Here is a 26,105-nt window from a genome sequence, read left to right as displayed (position 1 = left end):
AAACAGTTTTACCAAAAATATTTATATAAATATTATGCTTCTTCTTTAATTACGATATGGCGAATGATATCTTCGCTGATCTTTGCAAGACGAGAAAATTCTTGCACTGCAGCAGCTGAAGATGTAGTTTTAGCGATTTGGTAGTATCCGTCACGGAAATCGTTGATTTCGTATGCTAGACGGCGCTTACCCCAATCCTTCGTTTCAGCAGCCTCCGCACCATTATCAAGAAGAATTGTGTTAAAACGCTCAACAAGAGCTTTCTTCGCTTCATCTTCAATATTTGGGCGGATGATGTACATGATTTCGTACTTATTCATCACAGTCACCTCCTTTTGGTCTAAACGGCCCGAACGGGCAAGGAGCAATTATTCATTACTCACAAGTTGAAATTATAGCATAGAGTTAACAGAAAAGCAATGTTGTTCACAGAAATGTGGTTTTTATTGACGAAAAAGAAGCTGACCCTAAAGTCAACTCCAAATAATATTATACGTTAAACCGGAAATGGATGACATCGCCGTCTTTTACTTCATACTCTTTCCCTTCTAAACGAACCTTTCCAGCCTCTTTCGCGGCATTATGGCTGCCGGCAGCAAGTAAATCGTCATAGGAGACCGTTTCTGCGCGAATAAAGCCGCGTTCGAAATCGGAGTGGATGACGCCGGCACATTGAGGCGCCTTCATGCCTTTTCTGAACGTCCAGGCACGAACCTCCTGAACACCAGCTGTAAAGTAGGTAGCTAAACCAAGCAGGTGATAGGCAGCACGAATTAATTGATCAAGGCCGGATTCCTCAATGCCAAGCTCTTCAAGGAACATCTGCTTTTCTTCACCTTCAAGCTCAGCAATTTCCTCTTCAATTTTTGCACAGATGACAATCACTTCTGCATTATCCGTATGAGCAAATTCACGAACCTTTTGAACGTATTCATTTCCTGCAGGATCTGCAACATCATCTTCACTAACGTTGGCAACATATAGGACAGGCTTGATGGTTAAAAGATGCAGTCCTTTTACCAATTTCATTTGCTCTTCAGTAAAATCAACCGTACGCGCAGGCTTTTCTGCTTCAAAGGCATCACGCAGCATCGCTAGGACTTCAAATTCTGCAGCAGCGTCCTTATCCTTTTGCTTAGCCAATTTTTCAACACGGCTAATTCTTTTTTCTACTGATTCCATATCAGCTAGAATCAATTCAAGATTAATGGTTTCAATATCATCAATTGGATCTACCTTCCCAGATACATGGGTGATGTTTTCATCGGCAAAGCAGCGAACTACCTGGCAAATGGCATCCACTTGGCGGATATGCGAGAGGAATTTGTTTCCGAGTCCTTCCCCTTTACTCGCACCTTTGACAATCCCGGCAATGTCGGTGAATTCAAAGGCCGTTGGAACGGTTTTCTTCGGCTGAACTAATTCAGTTAATTTTTGTAAACGGTGGTCGGGAACCTCAACAATTCCGACATTCGGGTCAATCGTACAGAAGGGGTAATTCGCCGATTCCGCTCCTGCCTGTGTTATTGCATTAAAAAGAGTAGACTTACCAACGTTCGGTAACCCTACGATACCAGCTGTTAAAGCCATTCACATTCACTCCTCAATAAAAATAAATCTATTTTAATAAAATAAGTTCAATAATCTTAATAAACCTCCCACAATTATAGGCAACAATGATTAAAAAAACAACTGCCATAAGAAAAGCGGAAGCTCCCTGGTCAGCGGCGTATGGCCTGGAGCTCTCCAACTGAGATAAAGGAAACACGGTGAACGGAGTGAACCGATGTTGACTTATCGTAGGGCGGAGAGCGAAGGACACTAGCCGCTAGGGTGCTGGAGCTGGACAATTCTCGAAGTCTTGAGGCGGCAGTTAGTTGAGTTTTTCAAGATTAACACGACAATCGTATAGCGTGCTTCCAAGGCCATTGTCGGATTCTCTGCTTGATGTCAGCTGATTCACAGACCCGCCAAACCTTTTCCAAATACCCTCATCAATATTAATCGTGTCCGGATGTGCCTTCGTTAATATGGAAATAAACCCTTTTACTTCACCACGGTCATTCCATACCCTGACGCAATCACCATTTTCTAGCCCCAGGCCTTCCGCAATATTCGGAGCAATCTCCACTTTCACTTTTGGCTTTGCAGTCAAAAGGTGAAAGTTCTGCGAATGGTTAGAGCGCATTGGGTGAATGGTTAAGAGCTGATAAGGATATTTTTCTGCAAGCTCAGGGTTTTCCCATTTCGATTCATCCGGAACCGCTAATGTTAAGTGGCCGAGGTGACCTTTTTGCCGCGCGGTAAATTCAAACTTCCCGGTTGGTGTTTGGAATTTATGGTCATGCCATGGTATTTTTTCAACTGGAAGTTCCAATGTATGCTGCGCCTTTAATTTTTCAAGGGTCATCCCTTTCTCCTTCAAAGGTTTAAGGGTCATCTCAAGCCACTCATCCCTTGAAAAATTAAAATCTTCACCAAAGCCGAGCCTGCCGGCTAATTGTGTCCAAATCCATAAATCCGGCTGTGCCTCCCCAGGGGAAGAGACGAGTTTCGGTCCATAGTTTACATAATGATGATACATCGAAGAGTAATAAAGATCTTCTTCCTCAAAGGCATTTGCTGCCGGCAAAACATAATCCGCAAGCATGGCCGTATCGGTCATAAATTGATCAATTACCACAAGTGTTTCAACAGTGGAGAAGGCCTTTTCAACCACATGGGTGTCAGGCACCTGTGTCAGCGGGTTGCCGCATGTCACAACAATCATCTTAATTTCCGGATCCGTTGCCATTAGTACTTCTTCCGCCTGCTTCATGATCGAAAATTGCCTGTGATCTTTCCGGCGATGGGCAAGTGTTAACTCGTCAAATGCAAAGCTTTGTCCAACCTGGAGATTGGCGTAATTGGCACCGCCGCCGGCAATACCGATATTCCCGCTGATGGCGGCAAGGGCATCAATCAGACGAATCGTATTTCCGCCGTTCGTATATCGCTGCAGTCCTAAGCCCATATAGGTTGCAGTCGGTTTATCAGCATATACATGTGCCAATTTTTTCATGACCGTAGTGGGGACTTCGGTCATTTCACTCAATTTTTCTAAGGAAATGCCATCAAGAAGCTGAACTAAATTAGCAAAACCGTGTGTGGATTGTTCAATAAATTCCCGATCCTCTAAACCTAATCGGAGCATTTCTTTGATAACTCCGGCGGCTAACAATCCGTCCATCCCCGGTTTAATCGTTATATGTTCATCGGCTATTTTTGCCGTCGCATTAAAAAGCGGATCAATTACATATATCTTTGCACCTTGTTTCTTTACTTCCAGCAGCTTTTCGTAAAAATGCATGTTTGTCCGGGCGACATTTCGTCCCCAAACAATGATGTTTTTACTGTTGTATAGATCATCTGGTTCATGGCTCCAGGCATTCCCAAAATCCCATTTTTGCGCTTCAATTCCGGCGCCCCAGCAAAGTGATCCGTAAAGCTCTGTTACACCGCCATAACAATTGAAAAAGCGTTGATCTATATTTTTTAAGATTCCGTTATTCGCATAGTCATGGCTGTGGAGAATAGCGGTTGTCCCGTATTGCTCCTTAATTCCCTTTAATTTATCGGCTATTTCATCGAGAGCCTGCTCCCAAGAGATTTGCTCAAATGTACCATTAACCTTTTTTAAGGGATGCAATAACCGCTGTGTGGAATTTGTCCTTGTTTCCAGCATCCGCCCGCGTCCGCAAATTTTCCCCTGAGTAATCGGATGTTCCGGGTCACCCTCTACTTTCACAACCCTGTCTTGCTCAATTGTTACATTAAAACCACAGCTATCCCAGCAATTTAACGGACAAGCCGCCTTTCGTACTTCTGCCAAAATCTCCACCCCCAACATGCACTATTTCTTTGTTTATAACAATAATACAGCTTAATAAAAAAAGAAGCATGAAATATTATCCTTCATGCTTCACTAAAATCTTCTTCATTTTCCTTGAGAACTCTTTCCGTGGAATGAGGACGCTATGTCCGCAGCCTTCGCATTTAATTCTAATATCCATCCCCAAACGAATGATTATCCAGCGATTTGTTCCGCATGGATGCTGTTTCTTCATCTCAACAATATCATTTAGAGCAAATTCCTTTTCTTCCATCACTTATCCCCTCGTTTCTATTTCGATTGACCGGATCCGTCTTGGTACATTAAAAAGTTAAGATTAGGAGCTTTAATCCCATTTCCGTCTAAAATAAGTTTTATATCTTTACGAATTCCCCGGGTAACTCCCGCCTGCTTCATAGGTAATGTTTCCGCGATTACCCGTAAAACGATCTCATTAGGACCCATTGTTTGAATTCCTAACAATTCAGGGGCCTTCGTTAACTCTTCATAGTGGTTTGGCATTTTTTCCAAGGCATCGGCAATCACTTTTTCAGCCTTTTCAATATCTTCTCCATAGGAGATGGCAATATCGATAATGGCCAGACTATTATTAAGTGAAAAATTGGTTACCTGGGTAATGCTGCCATTCGGTAAAATATGAACTTCGCCTGTCCAGCTTTTGAGTTTTGTCGTTCTTAACCCTATTGTTTCGACGTTTCCTTCAAATAATCCTATGCGAACATGGTCGCCTACTGAAAATTGATCTTCAAAAATGATGAAGAAACCAGAAATAACGTCTTTTACTAAGCTTTGCGCTCCAAAACCTACTGCTAATCCAACAACTCCCGCGCCGGCAATAAGTGCCTTTACATCAATTCCTAAGACCGAAAGAACCATCATAATCGCGATAAAATAGACCACATAAGTAAGAACACTATCGAGAAGTCTAGCAAGCGTATCTTCACGGCGTTCCGATGTATTAAGCGGTGACAAATTTCTAATCTTGAAAATGTTGTGAATGGCCACTTTGCCGATACGGATAATAATATTGGCAACAACTAAAATGGCGATAATTTTCAGCACGCCTTCGCCAAGGTTCAGCCATGTATCTTCGTTTTGAAGTTTCGTCACTTCTTCTTGTAATCCTTTGGATGTGAGATTCATTTTAACACCTTCCTTAAAACCTTTATACCGTATCTATTTTAGCAACTTTTCTATGCAGATAATAGCATTATGATTTTTAGTTTTTCTACTCACTTCATGTATAGATTTCCTGAATTTTCCGTATACTGATAAGACTATTTACCATTAGGGAGTGGACTTAATGAATCTCAAATCGGGCTTTTTTGACAGGAGGGCCAAGGTACAAATCGATCATAATGATTTTCACGCTGCTGATATCCTTGCTGAGGAGTTACTCCTGAATATTCCCAGTGTGACAAGCCGCCCGATTGTGTTTATTTGTATTGGGACAGACCGCTCCACAGGGGATTCATTAGGGCCGCTAGTCGGGAGTCTGCTGGAGGAGAAAGGCATTCAGTCCTTTTATGTATATGGAACATTAGACGAACCGATCCATGCCATCAATCTCGCAGAAAAACTGGCGGAAATCAATACAAAACATGTTAATCCTTATATTGTCGGCATTGATGCCTGCTTGGGCCGTATCAAAAATATCGGAGTTATTCAGGTGGCGAATGGCCCAGTTAAACCTGGAGCAGGAGTAAACAAAGAACTGCCAGCAGTAGGAGATATACATATTACCGGCATTGTAAATGTGAGTGGTTTTATGGAATTTTTCGTGTTACAAAACACACGCTTAAACCTTGTGATGAAAATGGCCAAAACGATCGCAAATGGAATCTATCAGGCTAGCCTGCATTCCCAAAAGCAAAGCTGGAATGACTTAAATTGGATCGAAGAAGAGAAGACAAACTAAAAAAGAGCAAAATAATTGCTCTTTTTTAAATTTCCAATTATTGTAAAGTTAAATGGTAGAAATACAGAATCGTTACAATAATCCCGGTTACGACAATTGCAGGAAGCAGGTTTGCTACTTTGATTTTTACCATCCCCGTAAGATTCAAGCCAATGGCAAAAATCATAATTCCACCGGTTGCTGTCATTTCAACGATAAACTGATCCATTAATGCCTGTGGGACAAAGCGGTCAATCTGGGTGGCAAACAAGGCAATTAACCCCTCATAGAGCACAACAGGGATAGTAGAAAAGATAACACCGATACCTAAAGTGGTGGTTAATATTAACGCAGTAAAGCCGTCAATCAATGATTTCATATATAAAACATCATGATCACCGCGAATGCCACTGTCAAGCGCACCAATGATCGCCATTGCCCCAATTACAAAGATCAAGGTAGCCGTCACAAAGCCCTCCGAGATACTTCCTTTACCGCTAGAACCAACCTTACGCTCCAGCCATCCTCCAAGGTCATTTAATTTATCCTCTAATTTCAACAGCTCGCCGGCTACTGCACCGACAACGAGGCTAATAATGACAATCAGGAAATTTTCACTCTTCAAGCCCATCTGAAGTCCTAACACCATAACAGATAAGCCAATCGCATACATCACCGTTACTTTCATTCCTTCAGGGATGCGGTTTAGCAGTTTCCCGAGCAGTGTGCCGATAATAATTAACAATCCATTTACAAGTGTCCCTAATAAAAACATCGTAATTTCACCTTTTTTTCGCCTCTCGAAATAGTAATAGTATTAAACTATCATGTTTTCAATCTATTGAAAAGAATGAATTATAAAAAAAGAACCATCATTGAGATGGCTTAAAGTGATTCTTCTTGATCTAGCATTTCTAGTATCCGTTCCAAATCATCTTGCGAGAAAAATTCAATTTCAATTTTCCCTTTATTTTTGTTTTGTTTAATATGGACCTTTGTTCCAAACCGCTCACGAAGGGAGTGCTCTCGTTCCTGTAAAAACACATCTTTTTTCTTTTCCGGCTTTTTTGTTTCACGTGAAACATTTTCATTTAATTGTTGGATTAATTTTTCTAACTGGCGGACATTTAGCCCTTCTTGAATTACTTTTTCTGCTAAAATAAGGACCTTTGCCTTTTGTCTAAGACCTAATAAAGCACGTCCATGACCCATCGAAATTTTCCCCGATGAAATAAGCTCATGAATTTGCGGGGGAAGGGAAAGCAGACGGATGTGGTTTGCAACATGCGGCCGGCTTTTGCCTAAACGGTTCGCAACCTCTTCCTGTGTCAGCTTTAATTTTTCCATTAATGTTTGATAGGCTAGTCCCTCTTCAATCGGGTTTAAGTCTTCTCTTTGGAGATTTTCCAACACGGCCAATTCCATCATTTGTTGTTCAGAAAGTTCGCGGACAACTGCCGGCACAGTTTCAAGCTTTGCTTCCTTAGCAGCGCGGAAGCGGCGTTCGCCAACAACAATTTCATAGCCTTTAATACTTTTACGAACAACGATCGGCTGCAGGATTCCATGCTCTATGATTGAAGCCTTTAATTCATCGATTGCCTCTTGCTGGAAGGTTTTTCGTGGCTGATAAGGGTTTGGGCGCAGTTCTTTCAGCTTAATCTCTTGAACTGTCTCTTCTTTACTGACATCACTAAAAAATGCATTCAAGCCTTTTCCTAAACCTTTAGCCATTTGAGACCACTTCCTTTGCTAAATCTAAATACACCTCAGCACCGCGGGATCTCGAATCATAGTTAATGATTGGTTCCCCATGGCTTGGCGCTTCACTTAGACGCACATTTCTTGGAATAATGGTTTTATAGACTTTATCTTGAAAATATTTTTTAACTTCTTCAATGACTTGAATGCCTAGATTTGTTCTCGCATCAAGCATCGTTAATAAAACGCCTTCAATTTTTAAATCCTGATTAAGATGCTTTTGCACGAGCCTAACAGTATTTAATAATTGACTTAAGCCCTCTAACGCATAATATTCGCATTGGACAGGGATTAACACCGCATCAGATGCTGTTAACGCATTTAGTGTTAATAGTCCTAACGATGGCGGACAATCAATAATGATATAGTCAAACTGATCCTTGACTTCTCCAAGCGCACGTTTTAAGCGGACTTCTCTGGAAATAGTAGGAACTAATTCAATTTCTGCCCCTGCCAGCTGAATGGTAGCCGGGAGTGCGTACAAATTTTCAACAGATGTCGACTTAATGACATCCTTTGCTTCGACATCGTCTACTAATACATCATATATACATTGCTCAACTTCTGCCTTTTCAATTCCAATCCCGCTTGTTGCATTCCCCTGCGGATCAATGTCTACTAATAAGACCCGCTTTCCTATGTATGCTAAGCAGGCGCCTAGGTTGACAGAGGTTGTCGTTTTGCCGACTCCACCTTTTTGGTTTGCGATTGAAAGGATTTTCCCCACGTTGTCACCTACCCTATATTTCTTAAAAAATATCAATCTGCGATTCTATCAAATGTTTAAATAATATGATTAATTATCCCCTATCAGGGAAGGAATGTAAAATTCCATTCCTTTATTTTAGCATGATTTTAGACTGTTGTTGTTTTTTTTCTAAAAATATTCCATTAAGCCATTTAGCTTATTATTTCCAGATGATGGCTAAAAAGGTAATTTGGTGGTAATTTATGTAATTATGGATTTCCTTTTTAAAAAAAAATAACCAAACACAAATAGTGTCTGGTTATTTTTTCTTTGGAATTCGAATGGTAAATTGATAAAATTCGTCAAATTCTTCTTCTTCCGCGTTCAGATTGATCCCGCTATCAGATACCATTGATAACGATTGACGAATCGTATTTACCGCGATTCTCATATCTTTACTAAAAGCCTTCCGTTTCGGCTTTGGCTTTTCATTTTTTCGTTCAAGCAGCTTGACGACTCGTTCTTCCGTTTGCTTCACATTAAAATTTCTTTCAATCACTTCAGCTAATAGGGCCACTTGTTTTTCCGGATCCTTTAACGGAATCAATGCACGTGCATGGCGCTCTGTAATAATTTTATTTAATAAGGCATCCTGAACAGGCTGCGGTAATTTAAGAAGGCGCAGCTTGTTGGCAACGGTTGATTGCCCTTTACCAAGGCGCTGTGCTAATGCCTCTTGTGTTAAATTATGGAGCTCAAGCAGCTTCCCGTAGGCAATAGCCTCTTCGATTGGAGATAAATTTTCGCGCTGTAAATTTTCAATCAGAGCAACCGACGCCGTTTCCGTATCAGATAAATTCTTCACAATAGCGGGTGCTTCTGCCCAGCCCAGTTTTTTCATCGCACGCCAGCGCCGCTCCCCGGCAATAATTTCATATTTATCGACAGCAAACTCCCTGACGACAATCGGCTGGATGATACCATGTATATGAATCGTTCGTGATAATTCTTCAATCTTTTCTTCATCAAATACCGTCCGCGGCTGGAAGCGATTCGGAATAATTTGGTTAATCGGTATTTTTTTTATTTCTTCGTTTCGTTCGATCTCCAGCTCTTTCTCAAGCTCAACCTCTTGTTCTCCCTTATCGCCGAGGCCAAAAAAGCGTGTAAATGAACTCTTCATCCCCAACACCACCTTTACGAAACTCCCTATTATTTATTCTCTATGCTAATAAATTCTTCCTGCCTAGGATACCATTTTTCCAAAAAAATTGTTATTCGATTTATCACTTGTGAACGAAGCAAATAGGACCTGCATTAGGAATTGCCATTACTCAATCGGCGTCTTCCCTGGTGTACCAGGCTTTCTAGGGTATTTCTTTGGTGTTTGTTTCTCTTTTTTTATAATTAAAATATTTCGTTCACTGTCTTCCCTTGGCAATGTAAAGGTGAATACCTTTTCCACCTTGCCGCCAAGTGTGGTGATCGCCTTCTGCCCCATTTCCAATTCATCCTTGGCATGCAATGCCTTCATGGCAATAAAATGCCCCCCGACTTTCGCAAGCGGCAAACAAAATTCACTCAAAACAGACATTCTTGCCACCGCTCTTGCGGTTACGACCTCAAAACTTTCCCTATAGGCAGGATTGACACCAAACGTTTCCGCACGATCATGAACAAAATGGACATTTTCCAACTGCAATACAGTGGCAAGATGATTTAAAAATGAGATCCGTTTATTTAGTGAATCAACGATTGTCACTTCAATATGGGGGTAAACAATTTTTAACGGGATACTCGGAAATCCGGCACCTGCTCCTACATCACAAAGATGAAATGGCTTGGAAAAATCAAAATAAAAAGATGCCGTGATGGAGTCGTAAAAATGCTTTAAATAAACCTCAGCTTTTTCAGTGATGGCTGTTAAATTCATTTTCTCGTTCCACTCAACCAATGTCGTAAAATAGGTTTCGAACTGGTCAAGCTGCTTTTCAGAAAGGGTAATTCCCTTTTCATGAAGGTTTTCCGTAAATTGTTCAATGATCATTTTATTCATTGGATACTCTCGCTATCCTGCCTTGTTCTAAGTACACAAGCAGAATGGAAATATCAGCTGGATTAACCCCTGAGATTCTCGATGCTTGCGCAAGTGATAATGGCTTAATTTTTTTGAGTTTTTGTTTTGCTTCTGTTGCTAATCCCGAAATGGCATCGTAATCGATATTTTCAGGAATTTTCTTATCTTCCATCTTTTTTAATCGCTCTACTTGCTGAAGTGATTTTTCAATATAACCCTCGTATTTAATTTGGATTTCCACTTGTTCTTTAATGTCATCGTCCAAAGCAAACTCACTTCTGGTCAGCCCTTCAAGCAGCGCATAGGTCATTTCCGGCCTTTTTAGCAGATCAGATGCGCGGATTCCATCCTTCAATTCGCTGCCGCCAATACTGCGAATCAATTCTTGGACCTCGGCAGATGGTTTTAGAATAATGGACTGCAATCTTTCCCTTTCAGCTTCAATTGCTTCCTTTTTCGCTAAAAATGCTTGATAGCGGTCATCACGAATTAATCCAATTTCATGACCCATCTCTGTTAACCGCAAATCCGCATTATCGTGACGCAATAGAAGACGATATTCCGCTCTTGATGTTAGCAGTCGGTAGGGTTCATTTGTCCCTTTTGTAATTAAGTCATCAATTAACACACCGATATAGGCATCGGAGCGGCCTAACACTAATTGTTCGCGGTCTAAGGCATTTAACCCCGCGTTGATTCCTGCCATCAACCCTTGACCGGCAGCTTCTTCATAGCCGGATGTACCATTAATTTGACCCGCAGTATATAGGTTTTTGACAACCTTTGTTTCTAATGTCGGCCATAGCTGTGTCGGCACAATGGCGTCATATTCAATCGCATAGCCGGCGCGCATCATTTGCGCATTTTCTAACCCGGCAACCGTTTTGATAATTTGCTGCTGTACATCTTCCGGCAGACTTGTTGACAAGCCTTGGACGTAGACTTCCTTCGTATTTCTGCCTTCCGGTTCAAGGAAAATTTGATGGCGCGGCTTATCATTAAAGCGGACAACCTTATCCTCAATCGATGGGCAATACCTCGGCCCTGTTCCTTTAATCATCCCGGAGAACATTGGCGACCGATGCAGGTTGGCATCAATTAACTGATGGGTTTTGTCATTTGTATAGGTTAACCAGCATGGCAGCTGATCGGTAATATATTTTGTTGTTTCATAAGAAAATGCTCTAGGCGCTTCGTCACCAGGCTGAATTTCCGTTTTGCTGTAATCAATCGTGTTGCTGTTCACCCTTGGCGGCGTTCCCGTCTTGAACCGCACTAGTTCAAAACCAAGCTCTTCTAAATGCTCAGACAGCTTAATCGATGGCTGCTGATTATTCGGACCGCTGGAATATTTCAATTCGCCGAGGATAATTTCCCCGCGCAGGAAGGTACCTGTCGTGATAATAACTGTTTTCGATCGGTAAACAGCACCTGTTTTGGTGATGGCCCCTTGAACCACACCATCTTCGACAATCAATTGCTCGACCATGCCTTGAATTAAAGTTAAATTCTTTTCTTCTTCTAATGTCTTTTTCATTTCATGCTGATACGCAAATTTATCGGCCTGTGCTCTTAAGGCACGAACAGCCGGCCCTTTACCGGTATTCAGCATTCTCATTTGGATATACGTTTTATCAATATTTTTAGCCATTTCTCCGCCAAGGGCATCGATTTCACGAACAACGATCCCCTTTGCCGGCCCGCCAACCGATGGATTGCAGGGCATAAAGGCAACCATATCTAAATTTATTGTGATCATTAATGTCTTTGCGCCAAGTCTCGCTGCCGCAAGTCCCGCTTCACAGCCGGCATGCCCGGCCCCAACGACAATGACGTCATAACTACCTGCTTCGTATTGCATGTTTGTTCCTCCTTTTCCGTGACATTCACGGAAACGTTGCTTCTTCAGGTTTAGTAGATTTTTTCTATTTTCCTAAACAAAATTGTGAAAATAACTGATCGATAAGGCTCTCATTTACGCTGTCACCAATGATTTCCCCAAGTAATTCCCATGTTCTCGTTAAATCAATTTGGACAATATCAATCGGGGTACCCATTTCAACCCCTTCAATTGCATCCTCAATCGTTTGGAGACTGATGTTTAATAAGGCAATATGACGGCTGTTCGAAACATATGTCATATCTCCGGCATCAATTGACCCGGCAAAGAATAATGAGGCAATGGCCTCCTCAAGCTCATCTACACCAAGATCCTCGAGCAATGAGGTGGTGACAAGTTTATGTTCCTTAGCCAATTCAGTAACCCGTTCCATATCAATTTGCTGCGGCAGGTCTGTTTTATTAACAATGACAATGACATCCATCCCTTTAACAGCCTCAAATAGATGTTCATCTTCAATAGTTAGTTCATCTGAGTAATTCAGCACAAGCAGCAGTAAATCCGCTTCTTTCAATACTTGACGGGAGCGCTCAACGCCAATTCGTTCTACAATATCCTCTGTTTCTCTGATCCCAGCTGTATCTAGTAATCTGAGCGGCACACCGCGGACATTGACATACTCTTCAATGACATCCCGAGTAGTTCCAGGGATGTCTGTCACAATTGCTTTATTTTCATGTACAAGACTATTTAATAATGAGGACTTTCCTACATTTGGCCGTCCAACAATCACAGTAGAAAGTCCCTCTCGCAAGATTTTCCCCTGCTCTGATGTTTGCAGCAGTTTTTTTATTTCCTCCTGAACAAAGTGAGCCTTTTCTAACAGCATCTTATGGGTCATTTCTTCAACATCATCATATTCCGGATAATCGATATTCACTTCAACATGGGCAAGAACTTCTAAAATCTCCTGCCGCAGTTTCCGAATCAACTTTGATAAGCGGCCCTCCATTTGGCCAAGGGCCACATTCATCGCCCGGTCTGTTTTCGCTCTGATTAGATCCATGACCGCTTCTGCCTGCGATAAATCTATCCGTCCATTTAAAAAGGCACGTTTCGTAAATTCGCCCGGTTCCGCCAATCTTGCCCCGTATTTCAACACATGCTGCAAGACGCGATTCACCGAAACAATCCCGCCGTGGCAGTTGATTTCAACTACATCCTCTTTTGTAAATGTCTTTGGTCCCTTCATAACCGAAACCATTACTTCCTCTACCACTTCACCACTTTTCGGGTCAAGAAGATGCCCATAGTGAATCGTATGGCTGGCCACTTGCGAAAGTCTTTTACCGCCGATCCCCTTAAAAAGCTTGTCTGCTATTTGAATGGCCTCATCACCACTCAAACGAACAATCGCAATTGCTCCCTCTCCCATCGGTGTCGAGATCGCCGCAATTGTATCAAATTCCATTTTCCTCACCTCACACATAAAAATATTCATTTATATTTTAAAAAAATTTTTTTCTCCAAAAAAATAGAATACCACATGAATTTCTTTAGAAAAAGCATCCAAACCTATCCACAAGTGCAAAATGTCTATTTATTATTTTAACTTATCCACATGTGAATAACAATAAAGCTGGAAATCCCGCAAAAAAAAAGTTATCAACAGTCCGCATTTTTTTGATAAAAAAGGGCAAAAAAATACATCCCATCTAAAAGATAGGATGTCATTAAAGGATTATTTTTTCACTGGTGTAATCACAATAAACCGATGTGGTTCCGTTCCATCAGAAAATGTCTTAACACGCCTGTTATCAGATAAAGCGGTATGAATGACTTTACGCTCATAGGAAGGCATAGGTTCTAACGTCACATCTTTTCCAGACTTGACAGCCTTTCCGGCAAGCCGGTGGGCTAATTGAATAAGTGTTTCACTTCTTCTGTTCCGGTAATCTTCTGCGTCCAAAATCACGGTCAAATACTGATTTGCAAAGCGATTAATCACCAGCTGGGTCAAATATTGCAGGGAATTTAGCGTTTGACCTCGTTTACCAATTAACAGCGCAATCTTTTCTCCCGTCATCACAAAGTGAACCTGTTTGCCATCCCGTTTAATTTCTATTTCCGCCGGAGCCCCCATTTGTTCACTTACATGTGTCAGGAATTTCTTTGCCTCTTCAATCGGATCAATGATGACTGTTACTTTTACAACAGCAGGACGTGAACCGAAAATACCAAAAATCCCCTTTTTTCCTTCATCAATGATGTTTACATCTGCGCGGTCTTTGGTTGTCTTTAATTGAGCTAAAGCTGATTCTACTGCTTCTTCGACTGTTTGTCCTGTAGCAGTTACCTGTTTCACTTTTTCTCACCCGCTTTACCGGTGGCCTGTGCCCTCAAATCCGGTCCTTTAATAAAATAAGTTTGTACGATCATAAAAATATTACCGACAACCCAGTACAATGAAAGGGCTGCTGGGAAACTGAAAGCAAAGAAGACAATCATAATCGGCATCATCCAAAGCATCATCGCCATTTGTGGATTTTGCTCTTGGCCTGCCATCATCATTTTTTGCTGAATAAAGGTAGTGATCCCGGCAACGATAGGCAAAATGTAATATGGATCTTTTTCACCAAGGTCAAACCATAAGAAACTATCAGACGCAATTTCTCTTGTTCTTGAGATAGCATGATAAAAACCAATTAAAATCGGCATTTGAACAATTAATGGGAAACAGCCGGCCATTGGATTAACCCCATGCTTTGAAAACAAGGCCATTGTTTCTTGCTGCAGCTTTTGCTGTGTCTTTTGATCTTTAGAACTGTACTTTTCGCGAAGTGCTTTCATTTCCGGCTGAAGAGCTTGCATCGCCTTTGAGCTTCTTGTCTGCTTGATCATCAGCGGCAACATAGCTAGACGGATCAAAATCGTCACGACAATAAGCGATAATCCATAGCTTCCTCCGAGCAAATGAGCTCCTTCTTTAATCACCCAAGATAATGGATAGACAATATATTCATTCCAAAAACCTGTACTCTCTGAGGTAATCGGCTTCTTAATTTCACTGCATCCCGTTAAAAACAAGAATACAGAAAGCATGCCGAACGAAAGTAAAATTCGTTTTTTCAACCAGTTGTTCCTCCTTGCCAAATATAGAATAAAAAGTGTGCGCTCAACCTTTATGTATGTGAACCGTTTATTTTATTCAAAATTATTTTATCATTTTTACAATTCAATTGTCTTTATTCCATCACTAAATTTTGACTAAATCGGTAAAATTAGTTTCTCTTTAATACTTTTCCAACCTTCATGACATGGGTTAAACTTTTTTTCACTTCAAAAAAGTCCATTTCCGCTGTTGGCTTCCTGGCAATAATCACATAATCATTTCCCGAGGATACCTGATCATGTAATTCAGTAATGGATTGTCTTACGTACCTTTTAATTCTGTTTCTGGTAACAGCATTTCCAATCTTCTTGCTTACAGACAGGCCAATACGAAAAAAGTCCTGCCCCTCTTTTTTCAATGAATAGACAACAAATTGCCGATTGGCGAAGGAATGCCCCTTCTGAAATGCCACCGTGAAGTCTTTATTTTTTTTTACCCGGAATTCTTTTTTCATAAAAAAACTCCTTTAAGCTGTGAAATTTGATCACGATCAAGCATCAAAGCGCTTCCGCTTATAATTTAAAAAAAGACCACTGACGCTTCAGTGGTCTATGCTGATAATACTTTTCTTCCCTTTTGACGACGACGAGCTAGAACCTTACGTCCGTTTGCTGAGCTCATACGACTGCGGAAACCGTGAACTTTACTGTGTTTACGTTTATTTGGTTGGTACGTTCTTTTCATTATATGACACCTCCCTGAGGAATAGCTGCTTAAATTTAATTCAGACAGTCTTAATTATTATAAAGATGTCCCCCTGATATTGTCAACTACTCTTCTCATATTGTTCCCATTTCCAATTTTTTTCGAACATGATTTAATGCATTTCCAGAAATTCTAAATACATGAAACAAGACTCTGATCTATATTTTAAATTCGAAAATTGTCCAGCTCCAGGCCATACGCCGCTGACCAAGGCGCCTGCGCATTTCGACCTGTGGATAATTTTTCGACACTTTTTTTGTTATCCACACAAGATATTGACAAGTTTTACACAAATCTGCTGCTTGTGGACAATTTCCGTGCACATATTGTTACAGTTGTGGATAAACTAAGAAAGGGCATTGCACATCAGGCAATTATTTGATATTATATTTGTGTTTTCACTCTGAATAACTTCATCCTTCGGAATATGTTATCCACAATTTGTGGATAACATGTGGATAGTTTATTCTAGCATTCTGTAAAAACTTGTCCACAAGTGGTGGATATTGTCGAAACTCCACTTTATTTCCTTATTATAATGTTTTCCACAACCACTGTTTCGTATATTTATAAATTAATAGGTTGTACTCCTGGTATAAGACCTATTTTTCACGGAACTATAGTCAAATAGGTTAACCGGTTGCTTAAGAGCAATACTCCTTAGAAAATATTTTTTTGGGGTTAGACAGTAAATAATTTCGAGTGCCAGTTTAGATAAATTGTTTTTACTTAAACAAATAAGGAGGGATACTAATTGGAAAATATTGCGGATCTTTGGAATACAGCGCTAGCTAATATTGAGAAAAAGATAAGCAAGCCTAGCTTTGACACATGGCTTAAGTCCACAAAGGCCCATTCCCTTCAAGGCGATCTGCTTGTAATCACAGCTCCAAATGAATTTGCGCGTGATTGGCTGGAAGAGCGTTATTCTCAGTTAATCTCCGGGATCCTTTATGAAATTACCGGGGAAGAGCTATCTGTAAAATTTATTATTCCGCAAAATCAGAATGATATAGAAAATGATGTCCAAGCACCGCCAAAAAAGGGAAAGAAGGAAGAGGATCATAATGATTTTCCTTCAGGTATCTTAAATAAAAAACATACTTTTGATACCTTCGTAATTGGTTCCGGAAACCGTTTTGCCCACGCTGCATCGCTTGCCGTTGCAGAAGCACCGGCAAAAGCATATAATCCTCTATTTATTTATGGGGGCGTAGGATTAGGCAAAACACACTTAATGCATGCGATCGGCCACTATGTGTTAGAGCATAACCCTGCTGCAAAAGTAGTTTATTTATCATCTGAAAAATTCACAAATGAATTTATTAACTCGATACGTGACAATAAGGCGGAGAATTTCCGCAATAAATATCGAAATGTCGATATCTTACTTATTGATGATATTCAGTTTCTAGCTGGAAAAGAATCAACACAAGAAGAATTTTTCCATACATTTAATGCACTTCATGAAGAAAGCAAACAAATTATCATTTCCAGTGACCGGCCGCCAAGAGAAATTCCAACATTAGAGGATCGACTGCGATCCCGCTTTGAATGGGGCTTAATTACAGATATTACACCGCCGGATTTGGAGACAAGAATCGCGATCCTTCGCAAGAAGGCAAAGGCAGAAGGTTTAGATATACCAAACGAAGTCATGTTATACATTGCCAATCAAATTGATTCAAACATTCGTGAGCTCGAAGGTGCGCTCATCCGTGTCGTTGCATACTCTTCTTTAATAAATAAAGATATTAATGCCGATCTTGCTGCAGAGGCATTAAGGGATATTATCCCTAGTTCGAAGCCTAAGGTGATCACCATCCTTGAAATTCAAAAGGTAGTTGGCGAGCATTTTAGTATTAAATTAGAAGATTTTAAGGCGAAAAAACGGACAAAATCTGTTGCCTTTCCAAGACAAATTGCGATGTATTTATCGCGTGAATTAACCGACTATTCTTTGCCAAAAATAGGAGAAGAGTTTGGCGGACGTGACCATACAACCGTTATTCATGCCCATGAAAAAATCGCGAAGCTCCTTCAATCGGATGCGCAGTTTCAAAGGCAGATGAAAGAAATCCATGAACTGTTAAAAATATAGTGTTCCTTTTGTGCATAACTTTTTACTATTTGTACACAGTCTGTCCACATGTGGATAGGCTGTGTTTCTATTGAAAAATCGAGGTTATCCACATACTAACAGGCCCTACTAGTACTTCTACTATTTTTTTAAAAAATAATATTATATGTTACTGCTAAAAAAATATGCCTATACGGGAGGAAAAATGCGATGAAATTTATCATCCAACGCGACCGCCTTGTTCAAAGTGTTCAAGATGTTATGAAGGCTGTCACATCAAGAACAACAATACCGATCTTAACGGGGATTAAAATTGCTGCAACAGCAGAAGGAGTGACATTAACAGGAAGTGACTCCGATATTTCCATTGAATCCTTTATTCCAAAAGAGGACGCTGGGGATGAAATTGTTGAAATCAAACAATCAGGTGCAATCGTGCTGCAGGCAAAATTTTTCAGTGAAATTGTCAAAAAGCTACCTACCGATTCAGTTGAAATTGAAGTTCTTGGATCACTCCAAACCGTGATTCGCTCTGGGAAATCCGAGTTCAACCTAAATGGCCTTGATGCAGAGGAATACCCTCACCTGCCGCAAATCGAAGAAAACAATAAGTTTCATATTGCGACAGACCTTTTAAAGGCAATGATTAGACAAACTCATTTTGCAGTGTCCACCTCAGAAACACGCCCCATCTTGACAGGTGTAAACTGGAAGATCGAAAATGAGGAACTTACCTGTATTGCAACAGATAGCCATCGTCTTGCACTAAGAAAAGCTAAAATTGAAACGGAAAATCATGAAAACTACAATGTTGTCATCCCAGGCAAGAGCTTGAATGAGCTCAGCAAAATTATTGATGACTCCCATGAATTAATTGATATTGTGATTACCGAAAATCAAATTTTGTTTAAAGCGAAGCACTTATTATTTTTCTCCAGATTGTTAGAGGGTAACTATCCTGATACGTCAAGATTAATTCCAAATGAAAGTAAAACGGACGTAACTGTCAATACGAAGGAATTTCTTCAAGCTATTGATCGTGCTTCTTTGCTGGCACGTGAAGGAAGAAATAATGTCGTCAAGTTTTCAACCATTGAGGGTGGTATCATCGAAATATCATCGAATACACCAGAGGTTGGAAAGGTTGTTGAAGAAATTCAAAGCAGTTCAATCGATGGAGAAGATTTAAAGATATCCTTTAGTGCGAAGTACATGATGGATGCCCTAAAGGCATTAGAAGGAACCGATATTAAAGTGAGCTTTACCGGGGCGATGCGTCCGTTCTTAATCCGTCCTCTAAATGACGAAACAATCTTGCAGCTTATTTTACCTGTTAGAACGTATTAAAATTAAAGTTTTCCTATATGCCGCCATTTAACTGGCGGCTTTCTTTACGGTAAAAAAGATTATTTATGGTTTCCTTTGTATCTTACTGACTTTTTTAGTAAAATAAAGTATTGGGACCATTTTTAGAAATGAGGGTGATGATTTGCCTGAAAAAGTAAAGCTAGAGACTGAGTTTATTACATTAGGTCAATTTTTGAAGCTTGCCGATGTGATTCAAACCGGCGGAATGGCAAAATGGTTTTTAAGTGAACATGAAATTTTTATTAACGGTGAACAGGACCAAAGAAGAGGGAGAAAACTTCGTGCCGGTGACAAAGTCCGGATTGTTGGCTTTGGGGAGTTTGTGATAACCGACTAGCTAAAGGATATGTTGCTATGTATATTGAAAAATTAGCACTGAAAAATTATCGGAATTACGAAGAGTTATTCGTCCAATTTGAAAATAAAGTAAATGTCATCTTAGGTGAAAATGCCCAAGGTAAAACAAATGTAATGGAGTCCATTTACGTTTTAGCGATGGCAAAATCACATCGGACTTCAAGTGATAAAGAACTTATTCGCTGGGACCAGGAGTATGCTAAAATAGAAGGCAGGGTTCAAAAGCAACATAGCTCTTTGCCTTTGCAATTAGTGATTTCCAAAAAGGGAAAGAAGGCAAAATGCAATCATATTGAACAGCAGAAGTTAAGTCAATATGTTGGGAACATGAACGTGGTTATGTTTGCACCGGAAGACCTTAATATTGTTAAAGGCAGTCCACAGGTGCGAAGACGGTTTATTGATATGGAAATTGGGCAGGTATCGCCCATTTATTTACATGATATGAGTCAATATCACAAAATACTACAACAGCGTAATCATTATTTGAAGATGATGCAGATCAAAAAACAATCGGATCAGACAATGCTTGAAATTTTAACAGAGCAGTTTATTCAAGTGGCCGTTAAAATTGTGAAAAAACGGTTTGAATTCTTGAGGCTGCTTGGAAATTGGGCGAAACCGATTCATGAAGGTATTTCAAGGGGCTTGGAAACGCTCGAAATTACCTATAAGCCATCGGTAGAGGTATTAGAAGAGCAGAATTTGTCGAAGATGATAGAAAGCTTTGAGGAAAAATTTGCAAAGGTCAGAACAAGGGAAATAGAACGCGGCACAACCCTTTTCGGCCCCCATCGAGATGATTTGTTGTTTTTTGTCAATGGAAGGGATGTTCAAACCTTTGGGTCCCAAGGGCAGCAGCGTACAACTGCCCTTTCCGTCAAGCTTGCTGAAATTGAATTAATCTATAATGAAATTGGCGAGTATCCCATTCTACTCCTTGATGACGTTTTATCAGAGTTAGATGATTATCGGCAATCCCATTTACTCAATACCATACAAGGAAAGGTCCAAACGTTTGTGACTACAACAAGTGTGGAAGGAATTGATCATCAGACACTAAAGGAAGCATCCACCTATATTGTCGAATCCGGTTTTATCAAGAAGGTTAATTGAGGTGAACCATGTATATTCACATCGGGGAAGATCTTAACATTAGGGCGAAAGATATTATTTCAATATTAGATAAAGAGAGTGCCAAGCAATCTCAAATAGTGGGAGAATTCTTAGAACGCCATAAAGAAAGATTAATTAACTTGTCTAAAAACCCCTTTAAATCAGTCATAATCACATATGACAAAGTATACTTATCCCCTATTGCTTCTGGAACATTAAAAAAACGTTCAAGCCAAATGAATATACAGGAATTTATATAAAGTTTTTTAACGAAAATATCGAGCTATTTTTGTCAGAAGGTGCAGGTGAACAAGTATGACTATAGATCAAAAGGCAGTGGAAGAATCATATGGTGCCGAGCAAATTCAGGTTCTTGAAGGACTTGAAGCAGTACGGAAACGACCTGGTATGTATATTGGTTCAACAAGCGGAAAAGGGCTCCATCATCTTGTTTGGGAGATAGTTGATAACAGTATTGATGAGGCACTCGCAGGCCACTGTGACGAAATCAATGTCATCATTGAGGAAGATAACAGTATCACAGTAAAGGATAATGGCCGCGGGATTCCCGTTGATATTCAAGAAAAGATGGGAAGACCAGCTGTTGAAGTCATTATGACAGTTCTACACGCCGGCGGTAAATTTGGCGGCGGCGGCTATAAGGTTTCCGGCGGACTTCATGGGGTTGGTGCATCGGTTGTTAATGCCCTTTCCACAGAGCTTGAAGTTTATGTCCACCGTGATGGAAAAATTCACTTGATCAAATTTGAACGAGGCGCGGTTGCTAAGGAATTAGAAGTAATTGGAACCGCTGACAAAACAGGTACAATTACCCATTTTAAACCAGATGCGGAAATTTTCACAGAAACACTGGAATATGAATATGACATCCTTGCAACACGTATTCGCGAGCTTGCGTTCCTTAACCGCGGACTCAAAATCACAATTGAAGATAAGCGTGTTGAAAATAAAAGAAATGAATACCACTATGAGGGCGGAATTAAATCGTATGTAGAGCATTTAAACCGCACGAAAGAAGTGATTCATGAAGAGCCGATTTACATGGAGGGTGAAAAGGACGGTATTAGTGTTGAAGTAGCACTCCAATATAACGAGGGCTATACAGATAACATTTACTCTTTCGCAAATAATATCCATACGTATGAAGGCGGCACACATGAATCAGGCTTTAAAACAGCTTTAACAAGAGTCATTAATGATTATGCTAGAAAAAATAACATAATCAAGGAAAATGATACCAACCTTTCCGGTGAAGATGTTCGCGAAGGAATCACAGCTATTGTCTCAATCAAACACCCTGATCCACAATTTGAGGGGCAGACGAAGACAAAACTTGGTAATTCTGAAGTCAGAGCGATTACAGATACCATTTTTGCCGGTACCTTTGATAAGTTCCTGTTAGAAAATCCGACGGTTGCTAGGAAAATTGTAGATAAAGGCTTAATGGCTGCTCGTGCAAGACTTGCTGCAAAGAAAGCTAGGGAATTGACACGCCGGAAAAGTGCGTTAGAGGTTTCTAGTTTACCTGGAAAATTAGCTGACTGTTCGTCAAAGGACCCTGCAGAAAGTGAAATGTATATCGTAGAGGGTGATTCTGCGGGAGGTTCGGCCAAGCAAGGTCGTGATCGACATTTCCAGGCCATTTTACCGCTTCGAGGGAAAATCCTTAATGTGGAAAAGGCACGTTTAGATAGAATTCTTTCAAACAATGAAGTCAGGGCAATGATTACAGCAATCGGAACCGGTATCGGGGAAGATTTCGATATTGCCAAGGCGCGTTATCATAAAATTGTCATTATGACGGATGCTGATGTTGATGGTGCACATATTCGGACGCTCCTGTTAACGTTTTTTTACCGTTTTATGAGAAAAATTTTAGAAGCTGGTTATGTTTATATTGCCCAGCCACCGCTATATAAAGTGCAACAAGGTAAACGGATTGAGTACGCCTATAATGAAAAAGAACTTGAACGGGTATTTGCAGAGCTTCCAGCTACACCAAAGCCTAATATTCAACGCTATAAAGGTTTAGGCGAGATGAATCCTGAACAATTATGGGAAACAACAATGGATCCTGCTAGTAGAAGTATGCTTCAGGTTAGTCTAGAAGATGCGATTGAAGCAGACGAAACCTTTGATATGTTAATGGGTGAGAAAGTAGAACCACGTCGTAATTTCATTGAAGCAAATGCACAATACGTAAAGAATTTAGATATATAAAAGGCGGAGGGAGGTATTTAATATGACTGAAACACCCAATCATCAAATAAAAGAGATTAATATCAGTCAGGAGATGAAATCATCCTTTCTTGACTATGCGATGAGTGTTATTGTTTCTCGTGCCCTTCCAGATGTCCGTGATGGGTTAAAACCAGTTCATCGCCGTATTTTATATGCGATGCATGATCTTGGTATTCATGCAGATAAACCATATAAGAAATCTGCGCGTATCGTTGGGGATGTAATTGGTAAATATCACCCGCATGGTGATTCTGCTGTTTATGAAACAATGGTTCGTATGGCACAGGATTTCAATTATCGTTATATGCTAGTAGATGGCCATGGAAACTTTGGGTCGGTAGATGGTGATTCTGCTGCAGCCATGCGGTACACAGAATCAAGAATGTCAAAAATCTCAATGGAATTATTAAGAGATTTAAACAAAGATACCATTGATTATCAAGACAACTATGATGGTGAAGAAAGAGAACCTGTTGTTCTGCCAGCGAGATTCCCCAATTTACTAGTCAATGGAACAACTGGAATTGCTGTTGGAATGGCGACAAATATCCCGCCACACCAGCTTGGAGAGATCATTGATGGAGTTTTAGCTATTTCCCGTGATCCTGAGATTTCAATTCCAGAATTGATGGAAATTATCCCTGGGCCAGACTTTCCAACCGGTGGATTAATCCTTGGCCGAAGTGGGATTCGCAAAGCATATGAAACAGGAAGAGGATCGATTACTCTTCGTGCAAAAGTGGAAATTGAACAAAAATCAAACGGTAAAGAAGTAATCATTGTTAATGAATTGCCGTATCAAGTGAATAAAGCTAGATTGGTTGAAAAGATTGCTGAATTAGCCCGGGATAAAAAAATTGAAGGCATTACAGACCTGAGAGATGAATCTGATCGTAGAGGGATGCGGATTGTAATTGAGGTTCGTAAAGATGCTAATGCCAATGTTCTTTTAAATAATTTATATAAACAAACAGCGCTGCAAACAAGCTTTGGAATCAATACATTAGCCCTTGTTAATGGGCATCCGAAGGTATTGAATATTAAACAGTGTTTGGTTCATTACTTAGATCATCAACAAGTAGTAATCCGTCGGAGAACAGAATTTGAATTACGCAAAGCCGAAGCACGCGCCCATATCTTAGAAGGTTTAAGAATTGCATTAGACAATTTAGATGCAGTTATTACCCTTATTCGAAATTCACAAACAACGGATATTGCCCGCGAAGGCTTAATGACACAATTTAACCTATCCGAGAAACAAGCTCAAGCGATTCTTGATATGCGTTTGCAGCGTTTAACAGGTTTGGAACGGGAGAAAATTGAGGATGAATATCAAACACTTATGAAGCTTATTGCAGAATTAAAGGCAATTTTAGCTGATGAGGAAAAAATCCTTGAAATTATCCGTGAAGAATTAACGGAAATTAAAGAGCGTTTCAATGATAAACGACGCACGGAAATTGTCGCTGGCGGGATTGAAAATATTGAAGATGAGGACTTAATTCCTCGTGAAAATATTGTCATTTCCTTAACACATAATGGTTACGTTAAGCGTCTACCTGTTTCCACATATCGTGCGCAGAGACGGGGAGGCCGCGGTATCCAAGGCATGGGGACAAATGAAGATGACTTCGTCGAGCATTTAATTACGACATCGACGCATGATACCATTCTCTTCTTTACGAATAAAGGTAAGGTTTACCGTTCAAAAGGATATGAAATTCCGGAATTCAGCCGCACAGCGAAAGGAATACCGATTATTAATCTCCTTGGAATTGAAAAAGGAGAATGGGTTAACGCCATTATTCCTGTTGAAGAATTCGTTGATGAATGGTCCTTATTCTTTACAACAAAAGAGGGTGTCTCTAAACGTTCACCGTTAACATCGTTCGCTAATATCCGGAACAATGGTTTAATCGCTTTAAGTTTGCGTGAGGGTGATGAATTAATCTCCGTTCGACTTACTGATGGCAACAAGCATATGATCATTGGTACGAAAAATGGTATGTTAATTCACTTCCCTGAGACAGATGTACGGTCAATGGGACGAACAGCAACTGGTGTTAAAGGAATCAACCTAGATCCTGGTGATGAAGTGGTTGGAATGGAAGTATTAGAAGAGGATAATGACGTTCTCATTGTCACGAAAAATGGTTATGGTAAACGTACACCTGCATCCGAATACCGTGTCCAAGGGCGTGGCGGAAAAGGAATAAAGACCTGCCATGTGACCGAGAAAAACGGGGAGCTCGTCTCGATGAGAGCTGTGACAGGTGAAGAAGATCTTATGTTAATTACTACTGGCGGAGTTCTTATTCGTATTGATGTAGCCGGTATTTCCAAAATGGGCCGAAACACTCAAGGTGTCAAGCTTATTAGTATGAAAGAAAGTGAAAATGAATTTGTGGCAACCGTCGCAAAGGTTGAAAAAGAAGAAGAGGAAGAAGCTCCAGAAGGACAAGGAATTGAAAACGGCGGTACGGATGAAATCATTCTTGATGAAAATCAGGAAGTTATCACTCCAGACGGCGAAGAATAATGACTTTTAGAAGAAGCATAGATCCGTATGCTTCTTCTATTTTTTTTGATAATAAAAGTCAGTAAGATGTTTTTAAGATTATTATAGTAAAAAAATAAAAAACGTGTTGACTTTAAAATATATCGATGGTATATTTATTAAGTCGCTTACGGGTGATGAAATAAATTCAAGAAATTGTCCTTTGAAAACTAAACAAACAAAAACGTCAACAAACAATAAATTATTAGCTTCTTATGAAGCTAAGCCAACGTAACAAATGAGCTAATCAACTTTCTTGGAGAGTTTGATCCTGGCTCAGGACGAACGCTGGCGGCGTGCCTAATACATGCAAGTCGAGCGAATCTTTGGGAG

Annotated in this window: 24 protein-coding genes and 1 rRNA gene; 9 read left to right on the top strand and 16 right to left on the bottom strand. The window is 40.2% G+C overall.

The window, feature by feature from the left end; translation table 11 throughout:
- Positions 1–32 precede the first annotated feature (32 nt).
- The 5 genes from rpsF to ACIQXV_RS06745 all read right to left on the bottom strand — a co-directional run bounded on the left by rpsF (position 33) and on the right by ACIQXV_RS06745 (position 5,035).
- Positions 33–320 carry a 30S ribosomal protein S6 gene (gene rpsF / locus ACIQXV_RS06765; RefSeq protein ID WP_402957189.1) on the bottom strand — a complete coding sequence of 96 codons (288 nt, stop codon included), beginning with the start codon at positions 318–320 and terminating at the stop codon, positions 33–35.
- 169 nt (positions 321–489) lie between these two features.
- The gene (gene ychF, locus ACIQXV_RS06760) at positions 490–1,590 is read right to left on the bottom strand and encodes a redox-regulated ATPase YchF (RefSeq protein WP_402957187.1); all 1,101 of its coding nucleotides are present in this window, start codon (positions 1,588–1,590) and stop codon (positions 490–492) included.
- A gap of 283 nt (positions 1,591–1,873) precedes the next feature.
- The gene (locus ACIQXV_RS06755) at positions 1,874–3,871 is read right to left on the bottom strand and encodes a molybdopterin-dependent oxidoreductase (RefSeq protein WP_402957185.1); all 1,998 of its coding nucleotides are present in this window, start codon (positions 3,869–3,871) and stop codon (positions 1,874–1,876) included.
- A gap of 76 nt (positions 3,872–3,947) precedes the next feature.
- Positions 3,948–4,145: a DUF951 domain-containing protein gene (locus ACIQXV_RS06750; RefSeq protein WP_402957183.1), complete on the bottom strand. Its 198-nt coding sequence runs from the start codon at positions 4,143–4,145 to the stop codon at positions 3,948–3,950.
- A gap of 17 nt (positions 4,146–4,162) precedes the next feature.
- Positions 4,163–5,035, bottom strand: coding sequence for a mechanosensitive ion channel family protein (locus ACIQXV_RS06745; RefSeq protein ID WP_402957181.1), 873 nt, complete (start codon positions 5,033–5,035; stop codon positions 4,163–4,165).
- 160 nt (positions 5,036–5,195) lie between these two features.
- Here ACIQXV_RS06745 and yyaC point away from each other — a divergent pair, with 160 nt between their 5' ends.
- Entirely contained in the window at positions 5,196–5,810 is a 615-nt protein-coding gene (yyaC, locus tag ACIQXV_RS06740) for a spore protease YyaC (RefSeq protein WP_402957179.1), read from the top strand.
- A 37-nt stretch (positions 5,811–5,847) separates the two neighbouring features.
- On the opposite strand, the gene ACIQXV_RS06735 is transcribed toward yyaC, so the two are convergent.
- The 11 genes from ACIQXV_RS06735 to rpmH form a co-directional block, all read right to left on the bottom strand.
- Positions 5,848–6,564: a DUF554 domain-containing protein gene (locus ACIQXV_RS06735; RefSeq protein WP_402957177.1), complete on the bottom strand. Its 717-nt coding sequence runs from the start codon at positions 6,562–6,564 to the stop codon at positions 5,848–5,850.
- A gap of 110 nt (positions 6,565–6,674) precedes the next feature.
- Positions 6,675–7,523 (bottom strand): ParB/RepB/Spo0J family partition protein, encoded by an 849-nt coding sequence (locus ACIQXV_RS06730; RefSeq protein WP_402957175.1) that lies wholly within the window; start codon positions 7,521–7,523, stop codon positions 6,675–6,677.
- A complete protein-coding gene (locus ACIQXV_RS06725) occupies positions 7,516–8,277 on the bottom strand; it encodes a ParA family protein (RefSeq protein ID WP_402957174.1) in 762 nt (253 codons plus the stop codon). Before ACIQXV_RS06725 ends, ACIQXV_RS06730 begins: the two co-directional genes overlap by 8 nt.
- A gap of 280 nt (positions 8,278–8,557) precedes the next feature.
- Positions 8,558–9,421 (bottom strand): nucleoid occlusion protein, encoded by an 864-nt coding sequence (noc, locus tag ACIQXV_RS06720; protein ID WP_402957172.1) that lies wholly within the window; start codon positions 9,419–9,421, stop codon positions 8,558–8,560.
- Between the two features lie 147 nt (positions 9,422–9,568).
- Complete coding sequence (gene rsmG, locus ACIQXV_RS06715; protein ID WP_402957710.1) at positions 9,569–10,285, bottom strand: 16S rRNA (guanine(527)-N(7))-methyltransferase RsmG; 717 nt, start codon at positions 10,283–10,285, stop codon at positions 9,569–9,571.
- A gap of 1 nt (position 10,286) precedes the next feature.
- The gene (gene mnmG, locus ACIQXV_RS06710) at positions 10,287–12,176 is read right to left on the bottom strand and encodes a tRNA uridine-5-carboxymethylaminomethyl(34) synthesis enzyme MnmG (RefSeq protein WP_402957171.1); all 1,890 of its coding nucleotides are present in this window, start codon (positions 12,174–12,176) and stop codon (positions 10,287–10,289) included.
- A gap of 64 nt (positions 12,177–12,240) precedes the next feature.
- The gene (gene mnmE / locus ACIQXV_RS06705) at positions 12,241–13,626 is read right to left on the bottom strand and encodes a tRNA uridine-5-carboxymethylaminomethyl(34) synthesis GTPase MnmE (RefSeq protein ID WP_402957170.1); all 1,386 of its coding nucleotides are present in this window, start codon (positions 13,624–13,626) and stop codon (positions 12,241–12,243) included.
- Between the two features lie 270 nt (positions 13,627–13,896).
- Positions 13,897–14,520 carry an RNA-binding cell elongation regulator Jag/EloR gene (gene jag, locus ACIQXV_RS06700; RefSeq protein ID WP_402957168.1) on the bottom strand — a complete coding sequence of 208 codons (624 nt, stop codon included), beginning with the start codon at positions 14,518–14,520 and terminating at the stop codon, positions 13,897–13,899.
- Positions 14,517–15,287, bottom strand: coding sequence for a YidC family membrane integrase SpoIIIJ (gene spoIIIJ / locus ACIQXV_RS06695; RefSeq protein ID WP_402957167.1), 771 nt, complete (start codon positions 15,285–15,287; stop codon positions 14,517–14,519). Before spoIIIJ ends, jag begins: the two co-directional genes overlap by 4 nt.
- 149 nt (positions 15,288–15,436) lie before the next feature.
- Positions 15,437–15,781, bottom strand: a complete 345-nt coding sequence (gene rnpA, locus ACIQXV_RS06690) for a ribonuclease P protein component (RefSeq protein WP_402957166.1) — start codon at positions 15,779–15,781, stop codon at positions 15,437–15,439.
- Positions 15,782–15,876: 95 nt separating this feature from the next.
- Positions 15,877–16,011 carry a 50S ribosomal protein L34 gene (rpmH, locus tag ACIQXV_RS06685; protein ID WP_063255153.1) on the bottom strand — a complete coding sequence of 45 codons (135 nt, stop codon included), beginning with the start codon at positions 16,009–16,011 and terminating at the stop codon, positions 15,877–15,879.
- A 775-nt stretch (positions 16,012–16,786) separates the two neighbouring features.
- Here rpmH and dnaA point away from each other — a divergent pair.
- The 8 genes from dnaA to ACIQXV_RS06645 all read left to right on the top strand — a co-directional run.
- Positions 16,787–18,133, top strand: coding sequence for a chromosomal replication initiator protein DnaA (gene dnaA, locus ACIQXV_RS06680; RefSeq protein ID WP_402957165.1), 1,347 nt, complete (start codon positions 16,787–16,789; stop codon positions 18,131–18,133).
- 189 nt (positions 18,134–18,322) lie between these two features.
- Entirely contained in the window at positions 18,323–19,459 is a 1,137-nt protein-coding gene (dnaN, locus tag ACIQXV_RS06675) for a DNA polymerase III subunit beta (protein ID WP_402957164.1), read from the top strand.
- Between the two features lie 142 nt (positions 19,460–19,601).
- On the top strand, positions 19,602–19,817 hold the full coding sequence (yaaA, locus tag ACIQXV_RS06670) for a S4 domain-containing protein YaaA (protein WP_402957163.1): 216 nt from the start codon (positions 19,602–19,604) through the stop codon (positions 19,815–19,817).
- A 17-nt stretch (positions 19,818–19,834) separates the two neighbouring features.
- The gene (gene recF / locus ACIQXV_RS06665) at positions 19,835–20,953 is read left to right on the top strand and encodes a DNA replication/repair protein RecF (protein WP_402957162.1); all 1,119 of its coding nucleotides are present in this window, start codon (positions 19,835–19,837) and stop codon (positions 20,951–20,953) included.
- A gap of 8 nt (positions 20,954–20,961) precedes the next feature.
- A complete protein-coding gene (remB, locus tag ACIQXV_RS06660; RefSeq protein WP_402957161.1) occupies positions 20,962–21,213 on the top strand; it encodes an extracellular matrix regulator RemB in 252 nt (83 codons plus the stop codon).
- Positions 21,214–21,268: 55 nt separating this feature from the next.
- Positions 21,269–23,194 (top strand): DNA topoisomerase (ATP-hydrolyzing) subunit B, encoded by a 1,926-nt coding sequence (gene gyrB, locus ACIQXV_RS06655; protein ID WP_402957160.1) that lies wholly within the window; start codon positions 21,269–21,271, stop codon positions 23,192–23,194.
- Between the two features lie 22 nt (positions 23,195–23,216).
- Positions 23,217–25,754 carry a DNA gyrase subunit A gene (gene gyrA, locus ACIQXV_RS06650; RefSeq protein ID WP_402957159.1) on the top strand — a complete coding sequence of 846 codons (2,538 nt, stop codon included), beginning with the start codon at positions 23,217–23,219 and terminating at the stop codon, positions 25,752–25,754.
- A gap of 271 nt (positions 25,755–26,025) precedes the next feature.
- Positions 26,026–26,105: ribosomal RNA gene (locus tag ACIQXV_RS06645) — 16S ribosomal RNA — on the top strand; the annotation flags it as partial.

Source organism: Neobacillus sp. NPDC097160 (genome assembly GCF_044762155.1).
Classification (GTDB): Bacteria; Bacillota; Bacilli; order Bacillales; family Cytobacillaceae; genus Neobacillus.
Note: the sequence above shows the minus strand (reverse complement) of the source record. Positions and strands in the feature narration are given on the sequence as shown.

What these genes read in the sequence shown, in the direction of transcription:
- recF (WP_402957162.1), top strand. Translation starts at nt 19,835, where the DNA reads ATGTATATTGAAAAATTAGCACTGAAAAATTATCGGAATTACGAAGAG.
- gyrB (WP_402957160.1), top strand. Translation starts at nt 21,269, where the DNA reads ATGACTATAGATCAAAAGGCAGTGGAAGAATCATATGGTGCCGAGCAA.
- rpmH (WP_063255153.1), bottom strand. Translation starts at nt 16,011, where the DNA reads ATGAAAAGAACGTACCAACCAAATAAACGTAAACACAGTAAAGTTCAC.
- dnaN (WP_402957164.1), top strand. Translation starts at nt 18,323, where the DNA reads ATGAAATTTATCATCCAACGCGACCGCCTTGTTCAAAGTGTTCAAGAT.
- rpsF (WP_402957189.1), bottom strand. Translation starts at nt 320, where the DNA reads ATGAATAAGTACGAAATCATGTACATCATCCGCCCAAATATTGAAGAT.
- ACIQXV_RS06735 (WP_402957177.1), bottom strand. Translation starts at nt 6,564, where the DNA reads ATGTTTTTATTAGGGACACTTGTAAATGGATTGTTAATTATTATCGGC.
- gyrA (WP_402957159.1), top strand. Translation starts at nt 23,217, where the DNA reads ATGACTGAAACACCCAATCATCAAATAAAAGAGATTAATATCAGTCAG.
- ychF (WP_402957187.1), bottom strand. Translation starts at nt 1,590, where the DNA reads ATGGCTTTAACAGCTGGTATCGTAGGGTTACCGAACGTTGGTAAGTCT.
- ACIQXV_RS06730 (WP_402957175.1), bottom strand. Translation starts at nt 7,523, where the DNA reads ATGGCTAAAGGTTTAGGAAAAGGCTTGAATGCATTTTTTAGTGATGTC.
- ACIQXV_RS06750 (WP_402957183.1), bottom strand. Translation starts at nt 4,145, where the DNA reads ATGGAAGAAAAGGAATTTGCTCTAAATGATATTGTTGAGATGAAGAAA.
- noc (WP_402957172.1), bottom strand. Translation starts at nt 9,421, where the DNA reads ATGAAGAGTTCATTTACACGCTTTTTTGGCCTCGGCGATAAGGGAGAA.
- remB (WP_402957161.1), top strand. Translation starts at nt 20,962, where the DNA reads ATGTATATTCACATCGGGGAAGATCTTAACATTAGGGCGAAAGATATT.
- rnpA (WP_402957166.1), bottom strand. Translation starts at nt 15,781, where the DNA reads ATGAAAAAAGAATTCCGGGTAAAAAAAAATAAAGACTTCACGGTGGCA.
- ACIQXV_RS06745 (WP_402957181.1), bottom strand. Translation starts at nt 5,035, where the DNA reads ATGAATCTCACATCCAAAGGATTACAAGAAGAAGTGACGAAACTTCAA.
- yyaC (WP_402957179.1), top strand. Translation starts at nt 5,196, where the DNA reads ATGAATCTCAAATCGGGCTTTTTTGACAGGAGGGCCAAGGTACAAATC.
- mnmE (WP_402957170.1), bottom strand. Translation starts at nt 13,626, where the DNA reads ATGGAATTTGATACAATTGCGGCGATCTCGACACCGATGGGAGAGGGA.
- rsmG (WP_402957710.1), bottom strand. Translation starts at nt 10,285, where the DNA reads ATGATCATTGAACAATTTACGGAAAACCTTCATGAAAAGGGAATTACC.
- mnmG (WP_402957171.1), bottom strand. Translation starts at nt 12,176, where the DNA reads ATGCAATACGAAGCAGGTAGTTATGACGTCATTGTCGTTGGGGCCGGG.